This is a genomic window from Pseudoflavonifractor capillosus (assembly GCF_016902575.1).
GTDB classification, from domain to species: domain Bacteria; phylum Bacillota; class Clostridia; order Oscillospirales; family Oscillospiraceae; genus Enterenecus; species Enterenecus capillosus_A.
In genome coordinates, this window is sequence record NZ_JACSNZ010000009.1 from 1 (window position 1) to 17,444 (window position 17,444).

15 protein-coding genes are annotated in these 17,444 nt (G+C 52.5%); 7 read left to right on the forward strand and 8 right to left on the reverse strand.

Features of this window, described 5'->3' with window-relative positions; all coding sequences use genetic code 11:
- From H9X86_RS04870 to H9X86_RS04895, 6 genes are all read left to right on the forward strand, one after another.
- The coding region (locus H9X86_RS04870; RefSeq protein WP_204900455.1) for a DUF6076 domain-containing protein at positions 1–839 on the forward strand (839 nt) is incomplete at its 5' end.
- Entirely contained in the window at positions 836–1,684 is an 849-nt protein-coding gene (locus tag H9X86_RS04875) for a sigma-70 family RNA polymerase sigma factor (protein ID WP_204900456.1), read from the forward strand. The genes H9X86_RS04870 and H9X86_RS04875, both read left to right, overlap by 4 nt.
- Before the next feature lie 170 nt (positions 1,685–1,854).
- On the forward strand, positions 1,855–3,300 hold the full coding sequence (locus H9X86_RS04880) for an ATP-binding protein (RefSeq protein WP_204900457.1): 1,446 nt from the start codon (positions 1,855–1,857) through the stop codon (positions 3,298–3,300).
- 727 nt (positions 3,301–4,027) lie between these two features.
- Positions 4,028–4,357 (forward strand): multidrug transporter, encoded by a 330-nt coding sequence (locus tag H9X86_RS04885; protein WP_204900458.1) that lies wholly within the window; start codon positions 4,028–4,030, stop codon positions 4,355–4,357.
- An 88-nt stretch (positions 4,358–4,445) separates the two neighbouring features.
- A complete protein-coding gene (locus H9X86_RS04890; RefSeq protein WP_204900459.1) occupies positions 4,446–5,474 on the forward strand; it encodes a DUF6930 domain-containing protein in 1,029 nt (342 codons plus the stop codon).
- Positions 5,475–6,171: 697 nt separating this feature from the next.
- Positions 6,172–6,639, forward strand: coding sequence for a helix-turn-helix domain-containing protein (locus H9X86_RS04895; protein WP_087257261.1), 468 nt, complete (start codon positions 6,172–6,174; stop codon positions 6,637–6,639).
- Positions 6,640–6,754: 115 nt separating this feature from the next.
- On the opposite strand, the gene H9X86_RS04900 is transcribed toward H9X86_RS04895, so the two are convergent.
- From H9X86_RS04900 to H9X86_RS12870, 4 genes are all read right to left on the reverse strand, one after another.
- Entirely contained in the window at positions 6,755–7,615 is an 861-nt protein-coding gene (locus tag H9X86_RS04900) for a DUF368 domain-containing protein (protein ID WP_243416835.1), read from the reverse strand.
- Between the two features lie 8 nt (positions 7,616–7,623).
- Positions 7,624–8,292: a potassium channel family protein gene (locus H9X86_RS04905; protein ID WP_087257259.1), complete on the reverse strand. Its 669-nt coding sequence runs from the start codon at positions 8,290–8,292 to the stop codon at positions 7,624–7,626.
- 17 nt (positions 8,293–8,309) lie between these two features.
- Positions 8,310–9,614 carry a TrkH family potassium uptake protein gene (locus H9X86_RS04910; RefSeq protein ID WP_204900460.1) on the reverse strand — a complete coding sequence of 435 codons (1,305 nt, stop codon included), beginning with the start codon at positions 9,612–9,614 and terminating at the stop codon, positions 8,310–8,312.
- A gap of 757 nt (positions 9,615–10,371) precedes the next feature.
- Entirely contained in the window at positions 10,372–11,781 is a 1,410-nt protein-coding gene (locus tag H9X86_RS12870; RefSeq protein ID WP_243416836.1) for a GNAT family N-acetyltransferase, read from the reverse strand.
- Positions 11,782–12,246: 465 nt separating this feature from the next.
- On the opposite strand from H9X86_RS12870, the gene H9X86_RS04920 reads away from it, so the two are divergent.
- Positions 12,247–12,483, forward strand: a complete 237-nt coding sequence (locus H9X86_RS04920) for a MurR/RpiR family transcriptional regulator (protein WP_204871543.1) — start codon at positions 12,247–12,249, stop codon at positions 12,481–12,483.
- Between the two features lie 615 nt (positions 12,484–13,098).
- Here the strand turns inward: H9X86_RS04920 and H9X86_RS04925 are convergent.
- The 4 genes from H9X86_RS04925 to H9X86_RS04940 form a co-directional block, all read right to left on the reverse strand.
- Positions 13,099–13,611: a transcription repressor NadR gene (locus H9X86_RS04925; RefSeq protein WP_204900461.1), complete on the reverse strand. Its 513-nt coding sequence runs from the start codon at positions 13,609–13,611 to the stop codon at positions 13,099–13,101.
- Between the two features lie 15 nt (positions 13,612–13,626).
- The gene (locus H9X86_RS04930) at positions 13,627–14,613 is read right to left on the reverse strand and encodes a biotin--[acetyl-CoA-carboxylase] ligase (RefSeq protein WP_204900462.1); all 987 of its coding nucleotides are present in this window, start codon (positions 14,611–14,613) and stop codon (positions 13,627–13,629) included.
- A gap of 2 nt (positions 14,614–14,615) precedes the next feature.
- Positions 14,616–15,842, reverse strand: coding sequence for a trypsin-like peptidase domain-containing protein (locus H9X86_RS04935; protein WP_204900463.1), 1,227 nt, complete (start codon positions 15,840–15,842; stop codon positions 14,616–14,618).
- A 154-nt stretch (positions 15,843–15,996) separates the two neighbouring features.
- Positions 15,997–17,439 (reverse strand): sensor histidine kinase, encoded by a 1,443-nt coding sequence (locus tag H9X86_RS04940; RefSeq protein ID WP_204900464.1) that lies wholly within the window; start codon positions 17,437–17,439, stop codon positions 15,997–15,999.
- Between the last annotated feature and the right edge of the window lie 5 nt (positions 17,440–17,444).

Below are 17,444 nucleotides of genomic sequence, written 5' to 3' on the forward strand. Positions count from 1 at the left end.
AGGAGGAAGAGAACCAAACCATTCCCCCACAACTTCTCATCTATCCTGGCAGCCGCAGAGAAAAATGGCTGTACTACCGCAAGCAGATCGACCGCTACCAGCGTTACCTAGAAGAAGTGGCGGCGTTCAATCCTACCGTCCACAACTTTATCAACTTCGTTCTCTCCAAACTGGAACACAATTCTTCTGAGAATTATGCCGCTGCCATCTACCAGCTTTATCACGACGAGCGTCTGATAGAGAAGCTGATTGTAAACCCCATCGGCCTGGAACACTCCTTTTATCAGAAATACGACCGCTGTGTGGTGAGCTATGTACCAAGGGAATTGCCAGATGGGAAGTTTGCCATCTGCCAGGAGCATACTACCGACAGTTTGCAGATGCTGCTGAAGGCAGATTATATGACAGCCCTGAACGCCGGATACAACATTCGACGGTGCATTGTCTGCAAGAAATATTTTCTGGTACGAAGCGGCGCCCATGTGCTCTACTGTGAGGGGCAATGTCCGCTGGATGAGCGCTTTACCTGCCGGCAGTATGGCAGCTATGAAATTCAGAAGGAACTGGCCCGGGATGTGCCAAAGATCAAGGCCAAGATCACCGCCTTCAACCGTATCCGAAAGGATTATCAGCGGGGGATCATCACAGAGGAGGAAATGCGGCTGCTCAAGGATGCCGTGCGGGACAGGCTGTTTGACGCACTGAGCAGCCCTGACATCTCCAATGAAGATTTTGAGCGCTCCATCTCCTCCCAGCATCTCTATCCGATTTGCAGAGTGGCCCGTCAGGCCAAGCCTCGGGGCCGTCCCCGCAAGGCAAAGGACGGTGACGGTGCATGACCAACGAAGAACTGTTGGTGCGAATCTCCAACGGCGATGAGGCTGCCTTGACCAAACTGTGCCTGATGAATACAGGTCTGGTCAAGGACCGTGCCCGGTTGATCGCTCGGCAATATCACTGCCTGCGGCAAAACCAATATGGAGGGTTAAGTGATTACGCAAAAGAAATGCTCTCCGAACTGGAGAGCGTAGGAAGGCTGGCGCTGGTGGAGTGCGTCCGAACCGGCGGTTATGATGTGGGAAAGGGTCGATTCACTACTTATGTCACCCCGTTTTTGGACGGAGCCATGCGGCGGCATTTGGAATGCAGCATGGGGACACTATCTCTGGACCGGGACAGCATGGGGGTGGTGCGCAAGGCGCAGAATCGCTATCATCAAAAAGGGGAGAGTGTGGAGGAGATCAGCAAGGCGCTGGGCATCTCATTGCCTGCGGCAGCCAGAGCCATTGCCTACCCCACACATTTTTTCTCTGTCTATGACCTGCAAGCCCCGGATGAGGACGGAGACATCCTGGAACGGCTCACACCAGGTTGGTTGTCTGGGTCACCAGAAGAAACTGTAATTCGTTCTTTGACCATGGAATGCCTGCGGGAAGAGTTCCTGCAGCTTTCCAAGAAGGATCAGGAGATTCTGGGACGGTGCTTCGGCGTGTATGGCCACCCCAAGTCAGATCTGCGGGAAATCGCCATGCGCAACCGCATGAAGGAGGCTGGCGTGGAGAAAGCCAAGGATCAGGCCCTCAAGCGGCTGCGGGATCGGTGCCAGAATAGCCTTGCGTGGAAACTTCGTCGGGCCAGGCGGATGGTGGAGCGGTCTGTGTCAAAGGCAGGCAAGCTGCCATAGTAGCCAGATCTATAAAGACATGGCAAGCCTCGACAGGCAATACAAGACTAAGAGCGGGGAAAACGACAAAAAGCAATTGCAAAAGAAAACGTTGGAAGGTATAATTTCAACAGAAAATTTGCAAGAAGAGACCATAATGATGAAAAGTGAGCTAGTATTGGAGCGAGAATATGAGTACTATGATGTCTAAAATTGATCCTTCACTAACAAGTGAGAAACTGCGGTTTTCGGTAGAGAATCAATACTTTGAGCGTAAGTGTGCGCAAATTAAGGATAATGAGATTGCACACCAGATATCGGCGTTCGCAAATGCCTCCGGGGGTGTCATTGCTGTCGGCATTGAGGATAATGGTGATGTAACAGGAATTACGGAGGAACGAGAAAATAGGTTGCGTCAAATCCCCCATGATTTTTTAAAGACCATACCAGAGTATGAAATAGAAATTTTAACAAGTGAGAACGGGAAGAAAGTATTGCTGTATCATATTTCCCCTATGCCGGATGATGTGATTAAGGGGAAAGACGGTGAGGCGTATTTGCGGGTGGGCGACAATTCACGGAAGCTAAACACCGAAAGTCTTCTGGAACTTGAATACTCAAAGGGGATTCGAAGCTACGAAACGCAGGTTGTCGATGATGCCACTCTGGATGACTTGGACTTGGGTCTGGTTCAAGAGTATTGTCAAATACTAAATTTAAATGCCAGTAGCCCCTCGGATATTTTAAAAGCACGGGGGCTGATTAAGAAAAAAGATGCGGGCTGGGCTATAACTGTGGCGGCAGTTTTGCTGTTTGGGAAAATACCAACTCAATTTTTGCCTTCAGCAAGAGTACGCTTTTTAAGATATGAGGGAACTACCGCAGGTGTGGGCAGTGAATTTAATGTGGTGAAGGATGTAACTATTGAGAGGCCCCTTCACTATCTGATTACAGAGGGGAAACAGCTCATTGCCAGCCAGATGAGAGAATTCCAACAGTTAGGCAAAGACGGAAAGTTTAGAAAGATTCCGGAATACCCGGAGTTTGCCTGGCTGGAGGGATTGGTAAATGCAGTGACACACAGAGACTACTCGATTTCTGGTGAATACATTCGGGTTACGATGTATGATGACCGAATTGAATTCCTGAGCCCTGGCAAGCTACCCAGTATTGTAACAATTGAAAATATTCAAGAAACGCGGTTTTCCAGAAATCCGCTCATTGCGCGAGTCTTATCCGACTTTGGTTGGGTTCGAGAGCTAAATGAGGGCGTCAAGCGGATCTACACAGATATGAAATCTTATTTTCTGGAGCCGCCTGTGTTCAGCGAGCCGAATAAAAAGACGGTACTTCTGGTGCTGAAAAATAATATTGCATCCCGCTCTGTGCGAAAAATGGAGGGGCTCAAATCGCTCAGTGTTGATGAGTGGGCAAACCTGGGCAAGTTGGATCGAGAGATTGTTTATTATATTGCCAATTTGGAACAATGCACCATGAAACAGTTAGAGGAACACACAAGAAGGTCTCGGCCGGCACTGGTAAAGCATATAAAAGCCTTATTGAAAGAAAATGGGGGCCCCATTGAGGAACATGCGTCTTCACCGAACGATCCCAGAAAATACTACACGATAGAGTAAACAGACTTCTCAGGAACTCTAAACTTACTCTCAATGTGATGGAAGATTGAACCGCCATAAAAGTTTGCAATAATATGAAATATAATGAGAGATACGAACATTATGTTGTGAATAAAAAATCTACTCTTAATTTTCTCTCAGGAACTCTTAACTTCTTAGGCAGCTGATAGGGACATATAAAACGGGCCGAGGACACTGATACCAGTGTTTCCTTGGCCTGTTCTGTTTACTATAAAGGTTTTGTTGTTGAACAGCAATCGATGTGCTATAATAACAACAAATTTAAAAGATATTCCTTCTGGCAGTAAATATGGGAATGGTGGAGGAACCAAGTGATTATTAACATTCAAGATGATATTCTGAAACTTCATGCCCTCGGGCTGCGGGACAGAATGTTGATGGATCGAACGACAAAACAGCATATCATGTGGGCCACCGGCGCTTATACGCCCCTCGGGGAACGATATGAGTATTACCGAGGAAATTACATCAGATCTCATTGTATGGGGATAAGAACGCCAAACTTGGAACCAACTTGTAACTAACTTGCAATATAGTTGTAAGCTGGAGCAAGGTATAAGATTTGAGATGTGGCTATCATATGGAGCAGTCCCATGCTGAGTGCGGTTTTCTTTGTTAACACCGTGCTAAACTTTCCCTCATTGAAATTTTCAAGCCCTCATGATACCCTGTTGTCAGGAATTCCGTATAGAAAGGTGGGCCTTCTATGGAGCCATCCAAGAAGGATTGGAAAATGTTCAGAGAAAAGATCGGTCAGTGGCAGGAAGCCTATATGGAGATCTTGAACCAGAGATACATAGCGCTTTTGTCTAATGAGGAGTTGCCTGCCTCTGAGCGGTTTTGGAAATTGCAGCAAGCCATTCAGGTAGACAGGCACAGGCCGGGTGTTTGTCTTGAACTGAGAAAACAGACGATAGTATATGACCTTGCTGCGCTGATTGCGGATTGTGCCATTACGGTCGAGGACCTTGCTGAGTTTAGTGATGAAGTGAAGGAACGGGTAGCCATTCTCTTGCAACAACCGCTTGGAGAGTAACTCTCACCCTCGTTGCCAGAAGAGCCATGAGGCGGAGATCTTGACCACACAACCCGCCACAAAACAGAGGAGAAAGTAGGGGGAGAGCATGGGGAAAAAGATTGATTTTCGAAAGGCAGCGCAACGAGAGCGGGAAAAGCGGGAGCGGCAGTTGTGGCAGGCGCTTTGCAGGCCCTTGCACGCGATTGTGGAGCTATGGCCCTGGGGGTGGCTGGACCCGGAGGATCCCTTTCTCTTCATCACCAAGTCCGGGGATCGGGCGGTCTATTTTAGCTGCGTCCAGGAACAGGAGAACGATGTGGGAATTCTCATATTTCCCTCCCCAAGGGACTACCAATACGCCTTCCACCAACGGCAGCCCACCAGACAGGAAATTCGTCATTTCATTGAAATAGAGCAGTATACCGTCTCCCTGGTGCATTGGGAGGCGCTGCCCGGTGAGGTGACGGAGCGCTACCGGCACTTGGGACTGGACTTCGGAGAGGGGATGTGGCCCTGGGTGACGGGAAAACGCAGAGGCTACCTGGACACCGACGTCCAGGGGGAGGAGCTGGCCTTTGTGGCCGATTGCCTGGGGAACTTTCTCATGCAGCTGCGGGCCATACAGGAGGACGGGATGCGCCCGGAGTTTCAAAAGGGAGATATGATGCTCCGCTTCTATTCTACCCGGGAAAACCTGTGGATGAACGTAGTGGCACCGCTGGAATTTCCCGCAGACCCCGGAAATCCAGTGGTTTTCCGTCCAAATTCCTCAAAGCTGCGAGCCATGCAGGGGTTAGGGCGCAGTGCCACCCATCGGAAGGTGGAATTTGACTTTGGCTGGCAGCAGGAGCCGGAGGAGGACGGCTGTTTTTGGATGGAAGTGCTTCTCACCGACCGGGAGACGGGAGAGCTGCTGTGCCTGTATCGGTGCAGGCCGGAGGAGCTGATGAACTGTGCCTTTACGGCATGGAGAGAAGTGGTGGAGGAACATGGGATCCCATCTACGCTCTACCTTTGCCGGGACGAGAGCTATGATCTATTTGAAGATCTGGCCCAAAAGTTGGGGGTCAAAATCAAACGGGTCAAGCGTCTGCCCGCTGCGGAACGGATTTTGCGGGATTTGGGCGCAGTGTAGGAATAGCTGGCAAAGCGTGTTTGACCACACGGCCAGCCACAGACCGGCGTGGAATATATGGACACTCCATGGCTGGAAAGTGACGGAAAGCAATCAGACTGGAGCAGAAACTGCGGAAAATAGGCCGAAATAATTTGAAAAAAGTCTCCTTTTCGCTTGGTAAGGATGAGGTCGGCAGTTCGAATCTGCCTAGCAGCTCAAAAAAGCCTTGAAAACTTCGGTTTTCAAGGCTTTTTTGCTTCCAATAATGATATTTTGGTGTGGGGCAAAGAGTGCCGGACAGGAAGGTCATGATTCCTGTCCGGCTTTTTCTCTCTGCTTTACATCACTTGTGCCATAAAGCTGCCCATGGTGGCCGCTGCCAGTGTCCTTGAAAGCCGCTTAAATTGGGCAGAGCCGCCCTAGGTGGGGGAGAATATGGCCCTGCGCCGAAGAAGGGGACACAGAGGCTTACAGGGGCAATGGTTGGGTCATCGGCCTGTCCTGGGTGCCGGTTTGGGAAGGCAAACAAGAACGGCAAACCCATCTGCCCAAACAGACGGACGTATGGTAGGATACAACAGGATAGGAAAAACCGTATGAATGGGTATCGGCATGTCCTTATTTCATGGATTCCCCCGAAATTCTCCAGATAGGGGGTGTTTTTTGCGGGATGCTTGGGCTATACTCGTTCCATCAAATGCGAGGAGGGGACATTGTGAACCAAACCGGCATTGGCCATTTCATTGCCTTGAAACGAAAAGAGAAAAACCTGACTCAAGCGCAACTGGCCGAGCGTTTAGGCATTTCCAATAAGACGGTCTCTAAGTGGGAGAATGGAAGGTGTATGCCCGACTACAGCGTGATTCAGGCCTTGTGCCGAGAACTGGGCGTTACCCTACAGGAGCTGATGGACGGAGGAGAGGCAGGCCCCAACAGCATCAGCACTTGCGATGAAGCGCAGATGTTAGATTTGCTGCGGCGGACCCAGACCCTGGAGAATCAGCGTACATCTCTATACGGCATTGTGTTGCTGTTGATGGGAGTTGCCATGTTGGCTTTGCACGATAATGTGGGCGGGAGCGACGTGCAGGACTTTGTTTCCGGTCTGCTGCTGGGGATCTCTGTGGGGGCAATGCTGGTAGGCATCTATGTGACCATATTGGGTTTCTCAAAACGAGACTGAGAGAACAACGTGTGGTGTGTTCCGTGGATGGGGAATGCTTTGTTTAAGAGCAATAGACAACGAGAGGTCGCCCGATTTCTGGGCGGCCTCTCGTTGTGTTTGCATGATAACGTGATTAAGCATGCTGTTCGCTTATGGTATGAGGCCCGTCGTCCGGGCAACTGCTTGGTAAAAAGTATATCGCCGCAAATCCACCACAAATGGCGATGGAGCAGCTCAATAGTTCACTCAAAGTGGGAAGTCCAGGGAAAATGCTGACCACTGAACCAAGAATAAAGCCAAGAATCACTAAATAGGTCACTTGTGGATAGCGGGCCATCGCTTTTTCCAACAGTTTGGCCATTAGGATAATACCAACCAGGCCGCCCAGTGCCATGGGGAGTAAAAAGGAGAATTGGAGGGCTTTGATCGCAGTGATCGTCTTGCTGTACAGTCCCAGCAGCAGCAAAAGATAGGATATACTGATGCCTGGGAGGAGCAGGGCGATAGCAGCAATGATTCCCGCAAAAAACAGAAGCAGAAGTTCGAATATCCCATTGGATTGCTCGATGCTTTCTGAGTTCAACGGAAGAATGGAGATCGCACAAACCATTAGCATCCCGAGAAGGATATAAACAGGTACTTTCCATGAAAAACTCTGAATTTTCGCTTCTCGAAACATCATGGGGATGCCCCCGACCACTGCACCGATAAAGAAATACATCATCGGTTTGGGAAATGCGTCAATTAAATCGGAGATGGGATTGGCAAGCAGTGCCATTCCGATGACGGCACCGATGCAAAATGTAAAGAGGAAACAAAAGCTATCCTTTTTTCTCTGGTAAAATGAACTGACAGCGGAAATGAGAGAGGAGTATATACCAAGAATCATTGCCATCGAACCACCGCTGACACCGGGAACCAGCATGGTCCCTCCGATGACGAATCCCTTTGCGGCAACCGAAATATATTTCTCCCAAATGTTCTTCATTTTCATATGTGCAATCAATGAATGTCCTTTTCAAAATATTCTACGTTTTTGCTCTGCCCCACGATACAAATGGCATCGCCCTCGCGGAAGAAATAGTCCGCGTTGAAGTTTACATTTGTATGGCCATCGTGTTCGATTGCAATGATGTTTACCCCGTAGCGATGACGGATGTTCATATCCTGGATTGAGGTGCCGATGAGCTTTTTGGTCACCAGGATTCTCCGAACTTCGGCATCTCCGCCTAAGGCGACAGAGTCCAGGAAACTGTCATAAATTAACCCTTTTCCAAGGCGGATTGCCATATCTCGTTCAGGGAAAACCACAGAAGCACCTAACTGCTTGAGTGCCTCCCCATGAATAAAGCTGGTGGCTTTTGAGATAACATGAGCAATCCCCATTTTCAGCACGGTCATGGTGACAAGGATGCTGACATCGATTCTTTCTCCAATACACACCACCACGACGTCGCAGTTTCGGATGCCTGCTTCTTCCAGCGCCTCTTGATCCAGGTTCTCCACAACCAGAGCCATTTCTGTGAAACGGCGTGCTTCCCGCACACGAGACTCTTCTTTGTCAATGGCAATGACTTCTTTTCCGGCGGAGGAAAGGCATTCCACAAGGGCCATGCCAAACCGTCCAAGACCAATCACTCCATAGCTGCTTGCGTAGTCTTTTCTTTTCATCGGTATTTTCTCCTTATTTATCCGATCGAAACGGATTCTTCTGTATAACGAACGCTGGGGGCTGGACGATCAATCCACATTGTCAGCAGGGTAAACGTGCCCACTCGTCCAGCAAACATGGTGAAAATCAAAATTAACTTGCTTGCTACACTCAGAGTCGGCGTAATGCCGGTAGAAAGGCCCACAGTACCGAACGCGGACACTTCTTCAAATAGCAGTTGGACAAAGCTGTACTCCGGCTCCAGCACACAAAGGAAAAATGTTCCCACACATACGAGTAGAAGGGAAAGCAATGAAATGGTGCAGGCCTTGGAAAAGACTTCCAACGGGATGTTGCGCCGGAAGGCACTGATATGCCTTTTTGTGAACAGGCTTCGTACGTGCTGCGATAAGACGAAGAACGTGCTTGTTTTGATACCGCCGCCGGTAGACCCGGGGGAAGCGCCAATAAACATCAAAATAATGAGGGTGAACAGACCGGCATTTGTAAATTCGCCAATGGGGTAAGTAGAAAAACCAGCTGTTCGTGCAGATACGCTCTGGAAAAAGGCTCCAAGCCAGGTGATATCCTCCGTGGCCTTTAATAGTAACGTACCCGCCACAAGCAGAGTGAGCGTTGTGGTTAAAACCACTTTGGAGTGAAGGGTTAGTTTGCGAAAAGATCTCTTTTTCAAGACGTCTAAAATCACAAGGAAACCCAATCCACCAAAAATGATAAGTCCGCTTGTGGTCAGATTCAAAAGAATGTTGTTCTGGTAAGGGATGAGGTTTCTCAGCCCGCCTAAAATATCAAAACCAGAGTTGTTAAAAGCTGCGATGGAATGAAATATGCTGATCCAAAGGGCTTTCAGCACAGGATAGTCCTGAACAAATACAAGAAAACTCAAGACAATACCCATCAGTTCAAAGCACAGCGTCATAAGCAAAATAGACTTCACCAAACGGATCATGCCTTTGATTCCCTCGATATTTAAGGCTTCTTTGAGCAAAATACGCCCTTTGAGACCCACGTTCTTTCGTGCGGCCAAGATCAAACCCACACCAATGGATGTAACGCCTAAACCGCCAACCTGAATCAAAACGGCAACGACAGCTTGACCAAAAGTAGTGAAGTGATCTGCCACATCAATTGCAATGAGACCTGTCACACAAACTGCACTGGTGGAGGTAAAAAGAGCATCAATAAAGTGTACCTCCGCGTCGCCTCTCACGGACAGAGGAAGAAGGAGAAGAACTGCCCCAAACAGGATAAGCATTGCAAATCCGGCAGCAATCAGTCTTCCCGGTGGCTGTTTTTTGAATTGAATCATCAGTTTTTCCATAATGACGGCCGGTAATCATTCCGGCAGAATACGCCCCTTTCCATCTTGAGCAGTGTTCGCACTGAACATGGATTTGTGGTACGACGATAGGATTCCATCTGTACCGACAGATGTGGTATTTTCACCTCCTACACTTGTTCCAGACGACAGGATGAGATGGAACACGATAATTGGAAATACAAAAAGACCAGTCCAGAGATGAGCCATGACGATGGAACAAGCAGCTCCAAAAAAACAGAACGCTGATAAACATTTGTCCATCCTGCGCTCTGTGAATGAATGGTATGGCCACGGAATAAAGTCTCCGCAGCACCACCAAATGGATCGTTCTGTCTGCACTCATTGTCATCCCATCAAGAGGTCATCAAATTACATATCATCCGCCTCAGTACGATCCCAGGTCTGGGAAACCCACATGTTCATCGTGGTTATGCTTGGAACGATGGCGGTTCGTCCATCGCTTCAATCCTGGGAAAGACTACTCCAAGTGTAAACTGCACGGTAACAAGTGGCGTGAAGTTTGATACAATCCCGTCCGTAGATGCGCCAAAAGGATACGAAAGAACCTTTTAAAACGCAAAAAAAGACAGTCTCCCCCTAGAAGAGCTGTCTTTTTCTCTTAATCAAGAATTATACTAATTTTGATTAAAATCCCCTTTGGAATAAATAGAGATGCATCCAAGCACTCTATGACAGACTCCACCACTTATTCCTACGTGGGAGTATAGCACGGAGTGGACAAAATGTCAAAATGAATTTACTGGTGTATGAGATAGATCCGTTTTTGACGGACCGCAGCCCAATGCCCTATGCCTTTCCCACAAACAGCAGGTGGTTGGTTGGAGGCGCCCAGGTGTTCAGGTTTCTCGCAGGTGTAAAAGTGGTACCGCAAATATTGGGCGTAGCTGGCGGCATCCATCGCGTTGATCTGATCCTGGAGCAATTCGCTCACACCGTCGGAGGCCACTTCATGCAGCACCTTCACACCACCCTGACGGAGCAGTTCCCGACATGCGTCTACGGTGTGGAATACGAAGGGGAAGTCCTCACAGCGGAAGGTTTCCTTGTCATAGGCGCCATGGAGAAAATAGTCCGGCTCCTCATGAAACATGGTGAGAATGACCATATCGTTGGCGATGAAGGCGAAGAACAGGGTGCCATCCGGTTTGCACACCCGCTTGGCCTCCTGAATACAGCGGAGTTTGTTGGCCTGGCTGTGCAAGTGATACAGAGGGCCAAAGAGAAGCACAATGTCAAAGGCGTTGTCCGGGTAGCGGCTGAGGTCCAGGGCGTTGCCCTGCGCCAGGTCGATGTTGTCCTCTGGGGTCAGTTTGGCCCGGAAAGCTGCGATGTTGGCCTCAGACAGCTCCAGAGCAGATACCTGGTAGCCCTTTCGGGCGAAATACAGGCTATATTCTCCAGCCCCGGCTCCGATATCCAGAATCTTGGCCACCGGAGTGAGATAGCGCTCTATGTAGCGCACGGTGGTGAGAAACTCTACCCGGGCCGCCTGGGAGCGGGTGAGACGGCGGCTTTCATCCAAGCGGCGGAACAGGTCATGCACCAGTTGGGTGTCGTTTTCGTATACAAGCCCCTCCGTGAAGTCCTTGGGGCGATTCCATTGGCGTTTTAAGATGGCATAGTGGACGGTGTCGCAAATGCCCTGGATGTTGCAGTACGATTCTCGGGAGGTGCCCTCGCAGGTCATACCACATTTTTGCATGACCCCGCCGGAGTGGGGATTGCGGGTGTCGTGTTTGGCGGTGATGCGGTTGAAGTCGCAGGTTTCAAACAGGTAGCGGATCACCCCTTCCACCGCCTCGGTGGTGAGGCCCTGGTGCCACCAGGGCCGCCCAATGCAGTAGGCCAGCTCCACGCAGGAGAGCAGGTCGTTGGGGTTCATGCCGCTGATGCTGCCGATGGGCTGTCCCAAGTCCTTGTGTACCATGAGCCACTGGTAGAAGTTGTCCTGCTGGTAGCCATTCACCCAACTCTGGAGCACCTGACGGGTGAGGTCTGTGCTGGTGTGGGCCGGCCACATGAGATAGCGGGTCACCTGGGGGTCGGAGGCCCAGTTATTAAACATGGCCTGGGCGTCGTCTACGGTGGCCCGGCGGAGCATGAGCCGGGGGGTCTCGATGGTCTGGGTTCCTCGGTGGGTGGGCATACAATCAGTCCTTTCCGTGAAAATAAAACGCAGTGCAAGCACCCGGTGATGGGGTGAGCTTGCACTGCGTCTGCTTTTTGGGACTATCCCTGGGGGTTATGCCGAAAAAGAGTATGACCATGCAAGCCCGACACTGCCACAAGGCATACCGGACAGAAGATCGTTCATATTGCCGTTATCCATACGACGAAGCATGGTCACACCTCCCAAAAGTTTTGCACATTATACGTCCCCGCTGTGGAAAAGTCAAGGGGTGGAGGAACATTTTACACGCAGCACACCCAGGGATACTTGGGGCCTTTACATGCCTTTGTTAAAATCATATAACCCCTAAAATGACAACGCCCCCCGGGGGAGGGGGAAAAAAGTTTTGTATTTCTTACAAGACGCCTGGCTGGATTTTGTAAGAGAAAGCAGGGCGGGGAAAACGGGATGTGTAAGTTTATTACATAAGGAGGAAGACCCATGCGGCAGGATATTCAGGTCTTAGATCGAGTAAAAAGCGCCTATGCCTCCCTGCGCCCTTCGGAGCAGCGAGTGGCAGACTATGTGCTGGGAGACCCGGAGGGATGCACCCAGTGCACCATTTCCGAGCTGGCCGAGCGCGTGCAGGTCAGCCAGCCCACGGTGGTGCGCTTTGTTCAAGCTATGGGCTTTGACGGGTACCTTTGTCACAAGGGGTTCCTGCTAATACCTTGCTAATACGACATTTGAAAAGCCGTTACAAGGCAGCATGTTTTAGGGGGGGTGTGCAAATTGACCTGCCTCCAAGCAGCGCAATTTGCGAAAAAACAACATGGGAAGATATGATATGAACAATCTGCGAAATGGTAGCCGTACTCCTAAACGGTATGTTTTCAACTTCCCGTTATGCCCATAATTACACGAAGCCTATGCAATACGTCGAAAAGTGGAGTGAGCGTCATCCTCTGACCATTCCAAAGAAATGCACCCACAGCAGTAGTATGTGGACCGTTTCTATAGAAACTAGTATAATCCGTTGAGCGGCTTTCTTTGTTAACGGTGTACTAAAACCACTGAGAAGAGAAAAGCCATTGTGGCTGCTCTTTGGCTGGCTGAAAAAATTGACCACACAACCAGTCACAGACAGCCCCGGAACACGTGAAAACCCTGCCAGCGGAAAGTGCTAAAAAGCAAATAGAATGGAACGAAAACTACTAAAAACAAGCCGAAATTATTAGAAAAAGTTCCCCTGACGCTTGACGTGCAGGGGGTCACAGGTTCGAGTCCTGTATCGTCCACCAAAAATCCCGAATGCGAGAGCATTCGGGATTTTTCTTTTTCCCCATTCCCTCTTCAATCTTCCACCAAAAAACCAGCTTGTCTCAGGCCGTCCACCACGCGCTGAAAGGCCTGGGCGTCCTTGCACCGCAAGGTGTGCAGATGGATGCCACCGGTGAGATCAGACAGGGGGCGCATCTCGTGGGCCTGAGCTTTTTGGACAAACTGGGCCACATCGTACCGGGAGGACAGGTTCAGCTGGCCCACCAGCTGCCCGTATACGGGGTGTTCCACCACCACCGACTCCACGGTGCAGCCGTGATCCACCATCAGGTTCAGCTCCTGCTCCATATCCTGGGCGGCATGGCGGCAGGCCACGGTGTATGCCTGGCCTGGGGCGGGTGCATCCAGCACGTAGCCCCGGGGGGTGGCGATGATATGGGCACCGGAGGCCCGCAGCAGGGCCACATCTCCCACAATGATCTGGCGGCTTACCTCCAGGGCGTGAGCCAGCCAGGTGGCAGATACGGGCTCATGGGCCTGGGTGAGATATTCTAGGATGCGCCCACGGCGCCCTTGGCTGTTCATGGCAGTGTCCTCCCGTCAGGAATTGGTGTGTAGGGTGCAGGGGGTGACCCGGCCCGAGGACACCTGGTGTGTCTCTCCCTGCCCGTCCAAGACTTCCAGGGAAAAGTCGGGCAATACGGCCTGGGCCGTAGCCCGGTAGCTGTGGCTGCCCACTTCCACCTCCACAGGCTGGTGGAGGGTGAGACAGTGGGCGGTGTAGGCCTGCAAATAGTCCTCCCGGGCCTGGGGGAACTGCTGGGCCATGGTGTGCAGGCAACGCAGCAGAGTTAGGGCCATGTGGTTTGGCTCCACCGGATAGCCTTCCAGGGCCAGAGAGGTGGCGATACCATTCAGACCCAGTGACTGGAAGGTATGGGCATCCTGGGTGAGGTTGATTCCCACCCCAATGACCACATAGTCTGGCTCACTGCTCTCTCCCAACAGGGACAGCTCGGTGAGAATGCCGCACAGTTTGCGGCGGTTTAGGTAGATGTCGTTGAGCCATTTGATGCTGGCAGGGGCCCCGCAAGCCTGTTCTACAGCCTCCCGCACTGCCACCGCCACCCACCCGGTGAGGGAGAACAGCTGGGACAGCTCCACCTGGGGGCGCAGCAGCAAAGACAGATACAGGCCACCGGGGGGAGAGGAAAAGGTGCGGCCCCGGGTGCCCCGTCCGGCAGTTTGCTCCAGGGCAGCCACCACCGTGCCGTGGGGAGCACCCTGGGCGGCCATGGCCTTGAGTACGGTGTTGGTGGAATCCACCTGGTCAAAGACGTGGATGTGTCCTGAGGAGATGGTGCCCTCCAGCATCCCCTCCAGATAGGCGCCGGAGAGGGTGGGAGGCGGGCCGTCCAGGCGGTAGCCCAGCCGGGTGGAGGAGGAGATGGGCCAGCCCTGCTCTCGCAGCTGGGACAGCTCTTTCCAGATGGCACCCCGGGTCACCCCCAGCTCCTGACTCATCTCCTGGCCGGAGACATAGCCTTGGCGGCGGGCCAGCAGGGCGATGAGGTGGTCTCGATTCATGCTCATTCCCCCTCGCCCTGGGTCAGACGGTCATAGAGGGTGATGGAGATGGAGAGGGTTTCCCCGTCCCGCAGCACAGACAGCTCCACGGGGTTGCCCACCCCGGTGTTGTTGAGCACCCGGGTGAGTGCGTAGAGAGTGGGGGTGTTCACCCCGTTGGCGGAGACGATCAGATCTCCCTCCAGCAGCACTCCCACAGCGGGGGTACCGGGGGTGGTGCTCACCACGTAGACACCGGAAGTGCTGTCCAGCTGTGCCTCCTGGCACAAGATGCCCAGGGAGGGGCGGAAGCTCTGTCCGGTGTGGATCATCTGGTTGAGGAAGGGCAGGGCATCACTGATGGGGATCACCAGGCCCAGACCTTCGATGACGGTGTCATTTTCAATGCCGGTGATTTTGGCGGTGGTGATGCCCACCACCTGTCCATAGGCATTGACCAGGGCGCCGCCGGAGTTGCCGGAGTTGAGGGCGGCGCTGGTTTGGAGCACATCCATGTCCTTGCCATCCACCTGGACGGTGCGGGTGGGGGAGGAGATGATGCCCTCAGTCATGGTTCCGTGGAGATAGCCCATGGGGTTGCCAATGGCGTACACAGTGTCTCCCACCGACAGCTGGTCAGAGCTGGCCAGCTTTGCGGGGGTGAGGTTGTTGGCATCCACCTTCAAAACAGCCAGATCCAGCTCCTGGTCATAGCCCACCACCTGAGCGTCATAGCTGTCCTGGGTGGAGAGCATGGACACCTGGATGGATACGCCTCCCTCGATGATGTGGAAGTTGGTGACGATGTACCCGGAGGCGGTGACCACCACCCCGGAGCCCACACTGGCCGAACCGTTGCCCTGATCGGCGGTGACGCACACCACCGAGGGGAGCACTTGCTTGTAGATGAGGTTGCTGGAGATCACCTGGGTGCCCTGTCCCTCGACGGAGAGAGAGACGGAAGGATCGGCCTGGGTCCAGGGCAGAGCGGAGGGATCCCAGTTGGCGCTCACCCCCACATGGGCGGTGGGACTGGGCCTAAAGGAACCGGAGTGGGATCCCACCAGGGTGTTGGCCAACTGCATCATGCCCAGATATCCGCCCAGAATAAGGGCGGCGGTGGAGACCAGGCCCAGCACCAAATACCGCAGTACCCGGGCGGGATGTCTGGTCTTGACGGCTGGGGTGTAGCGATAGGTGATAGGCCGGGGATCCCCCTGGGGCCAACGGTGTGAGAGATGGTTGGACACTAAAAACGCCTCCTGAGTCAGTTTGCGGTGCAAGCGCACAGCAAACCAATGAAATGTGTCATTTCCTCCCCTGTGGGGCAACTGGAAATGATGCACAAAACTCCATGGGTGAGCCATTTGGCTCTTTTGCGGGGCGCACGACACACATGGAGTTTTATGCACGGGGCAGACTGAAGGTAAATGTGGTCAGGCCGTCCTGACTGGTGCAGGTGATGGTCTCCCGGTGGCTGTTGAGGATGGTCTTGACGATATACAGACCCAGTCCAACGCCGTCCCGGTTCTCACTGCGGGAGTGGTCAGCTTTGTGGAACCGGTCAAAAATGAGGGATAGCTCATCGGGGGGGATGGTCTTGCCCTGGTTGCTCACCGACACATTGGCCTTGGAGCCTTTGGGCACGATGGATAGGGAGAGGGTGCCTCCCTCCTGGGAGAACTTAATGGCATTGTCCAGCAGGTTGTAGCACACCTGGGTAATGGCATCCTGGTCGCCCCACACCATGACAGGCTCCTCGGGGACTTGGGTGTCCACCTCCAGGCGTTTCTGGGTGATCTTACCCTCCAGGCTCACCAGGGTACGCAGCATGGTCTCTCCCAGGTCAAACTGCTGCTGAGCGGCCCGCTCATCCGACTGCAGCCGGGACAGATCCAGCATAGAGCGCACCAGCCGGGACAGACGCCGGGTCTCCGAGGAGATGATGCGCAGATAATCCCGCTCTTTTTCCGGTGGTATGGTTCCATCCAGAATGCCGTCGGCAAAGCCGGCAATGGTGGTCATGGGGGTTTTCAGCTCATGGGAGACATTGGCGATGAACTCACTGCGCCGCTGTTCACTTTTGGACAGGGACTCAGCCATGGCGTTGAAGGCCTCGGCCAGCTCCCCAATCTCGTCCCGGCGGTTGCCCACGTCCACCCGCACATCCAGCTTGCCCAGACCGAACTGGCGGGCAGCAGCGGCGATCTCCTTCATGGGCTTGGACTGGTGCATACTGGTCACCGAGCTGAGAATGGCGGCAATGAGAATGACGGCGCAGGCCACCACGATGAAAATGGCGGAGAGATCCCGCCACATGGCGGTGATGTCTGAGGTGTTGGTGGACAAGAACACCAGTCCCTGTAAAAAGCCTCTGGACGTGGCAATGGGCAGGCCCACCATGAACCGGGAGCTGGAGTACAGCCCATTTAAGGTGGTCATCCCCTCATAAACCTGGTCATTGACCACGGCGTTGACGATATCCCGGGGCATATTCTGGGAGGCCATGTTGTACAGTACCCGTTTGCCGTCGGTGGCAAAGAGAATGGTGCCTTCGTTGGTGGCTACGATGATGTGGGAGTCCGCCACCTGTGCAACCGTAGCGAGGTACTGCTGAAACTCTGCGGTGGTCCACACAGTGCTGCCGTTGCCGGTGGTGCTGGCCGCGTTTTCAGCGGCAAAGGAAGTATATTCCGCAATGTACTTGGCATTGCGTATGAGAGTATCCTGTTTTTCCTTTAACGTATACTGGTAGCTCAGGGCGGCAAAGGACGCCCCCAACAGGAGAAAGGACAACAAGACCATACCGGCCATGGTGGCAAATTGTCGGCCATACATGGATTTCATGGGTA